Source organism: Coprococcus sp. ART55/1, from assembly GCF_000210595.1.
In the GTDB taxonomy this organism is placed as follows: Bacteria; Bacillota; Clostridia; order Lachnospirales; family Lachnospiraceae; genus Coprococcus; species Coprococcus aceti.
In genome coordinates, this window is the sequence record NC_021018.1 from 930,548 (window position 1) to 935,608 (window position 5,061).

Annotated in this window: 4 protein-coding genes; all 4 read left to right on the forward strand. The window is 40.0% G+C overall.

Annotated features, from left to right (window positions below; all coding sequences use genetic code 11):
* Positions 1-1,205: beta-galactosidase small subunit family protein (locus tag CCU_RS04365; protein ID WP_208895984.1), on the forward strand; the 1,205-nt coding region annotated here is incomplete at its 5' end.
* A gap of 156 nt (positions 1,206-1,361) precedes the next feature.
* On the forward strand, positions 1,362-2,756 hold the full coding sequence (locus tag CCU_RS04370) for an MFS transporter (protein ID WP_015533711.1): 1,395 nt from the start codon (positions 1,362-1,364) through the stop codon (positions 2,754-2,756).
* Between the two features lie 293 nt (positions 2,757-3,049).
* On the forward strand, positions 3,050-3,850 hold the full coding sequence (locus CCU_RS04375) for an AraC family transcriptional regulator (RefSeq protein WP_015533713.1): 801 nt from the start codon (positions 3,050-3,052) through the stop codon (positions 3,848-3,850).
* Between the two features lie 140 nt (positions 3,851-3,990).
* Positions 3,991-4,887 (forward strand): helix-turn-helix domain-containing protein, encoded by an 897-nt coding sequence (locus CCU_RS04380; protein ID WP_015533714.1) that lies wholly within the window; start codon positions 3,991-3,993, stop codon positions 4,885-4,887.
* The last annotated feature ends 174 nt before the right edge of the window (positions 4,888-5,061 follow it).

A 5,061-nucleotide genomic window follows, 5' to 3' on the forward strand; every position in this document is an offset into this window, starting at 1 on the left:
ATGATGCAGCAAGCGGTGAGCTGGTGCTTCACAACTATATGGATTTCGATGATTTGAAGGATTATGTTGAGATTACTTACGAGCTGTCACAGGATGGACTTGTGATCGGAAAGGGGAAGCTTTCTGAAGTATCCGTATTACCGCATTGTGATGGAAGCACGACCTTAAAGCTTTCAATTCCGGAGAATGGAAAGGTATATCTGAAGCTGTTCTATAAGCTGAAGAAGGACATTCCGCTTCTTTCCAAGGCGTATGTCTTAGGCTTTGACGAGATAGATGTAAGCAGTAAGGGTGCAAAGAATCAGCAGGCAGTAGGCTGGCTTACAAAGGAAGTGCCTGATACGGGTATTCAGGTACAGGAAAATGATACAGAGATCATCATAAAGGGACGGGATTTCTCCTATACGGTCAACAAGCGGACAGCACTTTTTGACAGCCTGACATTTGCAGGCAGAGAATATATGAATCATCCGATGGAACTGAACATCTGGAGAGCACCGACGGATAACGATATGTATATCAAGGCAGAGTGGAAGAAAGCCCACTACAACGAAGCCTATACAAGAGCATACAAGTCAGAGGTGATTCAGGGAAAGCACGGAGTAACTGTGACAAGTCAGGCTTCGGTCGTGGCAGCAACCGTGCAGAAAATTATGGATGTGACAATCACTTGGACGATTGACGCAGCCGGAAGAATTGGAGCGGATATCGCAGTGAAAAAGGATGAGGAGTTCCCGGATCTACCAAGATTTGGTGTGCGGATGTTCTTAGATAAGAAGCTTACAGATGCAGGGTTCTTCGGTATGGGACCGCAGGAAAGCTACCGGGACAAGCATAGAGCAGCAAGCCACGGATTGTATCGTCTGAAGGTTTCCGATATGCATGAGGACTATATCCGCCCACAGGAAAACGGAAGTCACTACGACTGCGATTATGTGGAGCTTGGCAACAGCCAGTACGGTATCACTGCCGTTGCAGAGGAAGATACATTTTCATTCAATGCGTCCTTCTATACACAGGAGGAGCTGGAAGAAAAGGCACATAACTATGAATTGATAGAATCGGACAGTACGGTATTCTGTCTTGATTATGCACAGAATGGAATAGGCTCTAACAGCTGCGGACCAGACGTGTTAGAAGCATACAGATTTGATGATAGATTATTCCGGTTCCGGTTTACACTGGTTCCGTATGTGAAAGGATAATGATATAACTCGTTTCCCGAATATCGACGTATAAGTCCGGACATACGGGGATATTCGGGATACAAGAGAACAAAAGTAAAAGCATTTAGAATAATATAGGCATCAGACTGTTTGACACATGAAATTCTAAACATGATTAAGATGAGGAGTGATTCTATGGAAGAAAAAAAGTATTTAAAATGGTATAACAAAGTTGGATACGGATCCGGCGATATAGCAGGAAATGTAGTATATGCATTTTTAACGTCCTTTGTGATGATTTATCTGACGGATTCAGTCGGACTTGCAGCAGGTATAGTAGGTACGTTGATCGCAGTTTCCAAACTGTTTGACGGATTTACAGACATTTTCTTTGGCTCGATGATTGACAAGACACACAGCAAGATGGGTAAGGCGAAACCGTGGATGCTTTACGGCTACATTGGATGTGCGATTACACTGGTATGTTGTTTTGCGGTTCCTACAAGCTGGGGAAATACAGCAAAATATGCATGGTTCTTTATTGCATATACATTGTTAAATGGTGTGTTCTATACAGCAAATAATATTGCGTATTCTGCACTTACTTCTTTGATTACGAAGAACAGTAAAGAGCGTGTGCAGATGGGATCTTATCGTTTCATCTTCGCATTTTCTACAAGCCTTTTGATCCAGTCTGTAACCGTAAAATTTGTTGATTACTGCGGTGGAGATGCAGCAGCATGGAGAACGGTAGCAATCATCTATGCAATTATCGGTCTGATTGTAAATACAATCTCAGCGCTCTCCGTAAAAGAGCTTCCGGAGGAGGAGCTTAACGATGGAGAAGTAAAAGGAGATGAAGAAAAGTATGGACTGGTTCAGGCATTTAAGCTTCTTGTAAAGAACAAGTATTATATGATGATCTGTGGAACATATATTTTACAGCAGCTTTATAGTGCCATGATCGGTGCTGGTATCTACTACATGACATGGGTATTGAAGGACAAGAATCTTTTTGGTCAGTTCGCCTGGGCGGTGAATATCCCGCTTATTATAGCTCTTATCTTTACTCCGACACTCGTTGGCAAGTGGAATGGTATGTACAAGCTGAATCTCAGAGGATATATCATTGCCGTTATTGGTAGAGCGTTGGTTGTTGTAGCAGGATATATGGGAAGTATTCCTCTTATGCTGGCATTTACAGCCCTTGCAGCACTTGGACAGGGCCCATGGCAGGGAGATATGAACGCAGTGATTGCTTCTTGTTCAGAGTATACTTATCTGACACAGGGAAAGAGAATTGACGGAACTATGTATTCTTGTACATCACTGGGTGTAAAGATTGGTGGAGGAATCGGAACTGCAGTATGTGGCTGGTTATTAGAGCTTAGTGGTTATGTCGGAACAAATGCAACACAGCCGCAGTCAGCACTTGATATGATGCAGTTTATGTATTTATGGTTGCCATTGATCCTTGATGTGTTAATTATGATTGTTCTTTCCAGAATGAACGTGGAAGCTGTAAATGAAAAATTGAAAGCTGAAAAGGGAATTAAGTCTGATGAAGTAACAGACGCAACAGAGTATTAAGGTTTATATGTAATGAAAAGCATTGTCTAATTGAACATTCGAGAAAGGCAATGCTTTTTGTGCAAGCTAGGTATTCAGTTTTCACAAAGTAGTCCTTTTAGTATTTTATGCATGATATACATGTTCAAAGTAATCAGCGTAGAATACTAAAAGGTTGTTCATATAATTCTTAAACTTGTTCATAATGCGTACCTCCTTTCCTTATTTACAAGCTGATTATAGAATAAATACAATGTGATTGCTTGCCAAATCGAAAGAAAAAGTAGACAAATCTTGCAAAGGGGGCGTAACCAATGCATTTATCATTTGTTGATACAAAAGAAGAAATATTAGCTTTAAAAAGAAAATCGAAGCACGTTGCTCCGCATTTACATAATGCATTGGAGATCGTATGTGTGACAAATGGAACACTGGAGCTGGGAGTTGGACAAGAGTTATACCACATGGAAAAGGGAGATATTGGTTTTGTATTTCCTGATATTATCCATCATTATCAGGTTTTCTCTTCGGGAGTGAATAAGGCGGTTTACATTATTTCTCCACCATTTGCGATTGGGAAATATGCTGATATTATACAGACGATGGCACCGGATTACCCAATCATAAAGGCAGAAATGGTGGAGCCGGAAGTATACCGGGCAATTAATGCCATCTTAGATACAGACCACATGGATATAGCAGTTATACAGGCATACCTGCAGATTTTGATTGCAAGATGCATTGGAAAGCTGAAACTGGTCGAGAAAGGAGATGTGGGAAGTAAAGATCTTGTCTATCAGGCAGTATCGTACGTGTCTGGTAATTTTAGAAAGAATTTCTCGTTAGATGATATGGCAAGAGATTTGGGAGTGAGCAAGTATGTTTTATCACGAACATTCTCCAAAACATTCCATCGTAATTTCAATCAATATCTGAATGATGCAAGACTAAATTATGCTTGCCATCGCTTGGAAAATACCAGTGATGCCATTACAAATATATGCTATGATAGCGGATTTGAAAGTCAGAGAACATTCAATCGGGTATTTAAGGAACGATACAAAGTTACACCGAGCGAATACAGAAATATAAGCCGTACAGATATAATATCGTGACTATCAAACATAGAGGCAGAGAATGGAAAAGTTGTGGCTGTGATTGGATATAGGCAGTAAATGTGGCAATTCTACCTTTGAGAGGTGTACTTTTTTGCTGTGATAAGATAAGATTGTCATGATGAAAGGAGGAATGACCTATGGATATTGCTAAGATTGGAAGATATATCGCAGAAAAAAGAAAAAGAGCTAGGCTGACACAGAGACAGCTTGCAGATAAGCTCGGGAAGAGTGATAAGTCTGTTTCAAAATGGGAACGTGGAATTTGCCTTCCAGACGTTTCTGTATATATGGAACTGTGTGAAATATTGGAAATCAGCGTCAATGAATTTTTAGCCGGTGAAGATATCAGCGAAGATAGTGTAAGAGAAAAGTCTGATGAAACGCTATTGCAGGTGTCAAAGGAAGGAAAGAATAAACAGAAATTTCTGCGACGAATCATTGTAGCACTTTGTATTATTCTGACAGGATTTATCACTGTAATCGCTGTTATAGCGTGTAAGAAGATGAGACAACCCCGAAATTTCATAGAAGAAGTATCGCCGGATAGTGCGGAAATGAAAACTGCGGAACTGATGTCTGGAGCAGATGGGGTAATGATGTTTCGGTATAAGACAAAGGATAACTATAAATGCCTTTTTGTTTACTTGTCTGAATATCAATCCGGAAAAAGAGTATCGCATGAGAAAATTGCAGAAATATCTTTTAATGGTACGGAATCTACCGAAACTGGAATGATAGTGGTTGTTCCTAATTTTGAAAAATTTTCTGCAAGTCTAATTGTGGCAGATAACTATACGAAATACACAACAGAAAATCCAATTTTAAATGATGTTGAAGATCGGAAATATTATGGAAGATCGGCGACAAGCATAAACCATATATGTCCGATAGATTTTGGAACAGAGCAGGGGTTAGCGGCTTTGGTTTATGGTAAAAATGGATTAAGTATGTTACCGATACAGGATATTTCCGGAGATTATCTAAATACAGAGAATGATTATATGTATTATTACTCCGTAGAGTTTACGAAATGAGAATATGGATGATCTTCCTATAAAATCTTTACTGATAAGCATGAGGACTAAATATCCTTATGCTTTTTCCCTAGATAGGTGTCAATTTCCTTCTGGTAGTGTTGCAACTCCTTCAGGTCACGCTCATTTTGCCGCTGTTGTTCTTCAAGGTTATGCATGTTCTGTTTAGCCTGT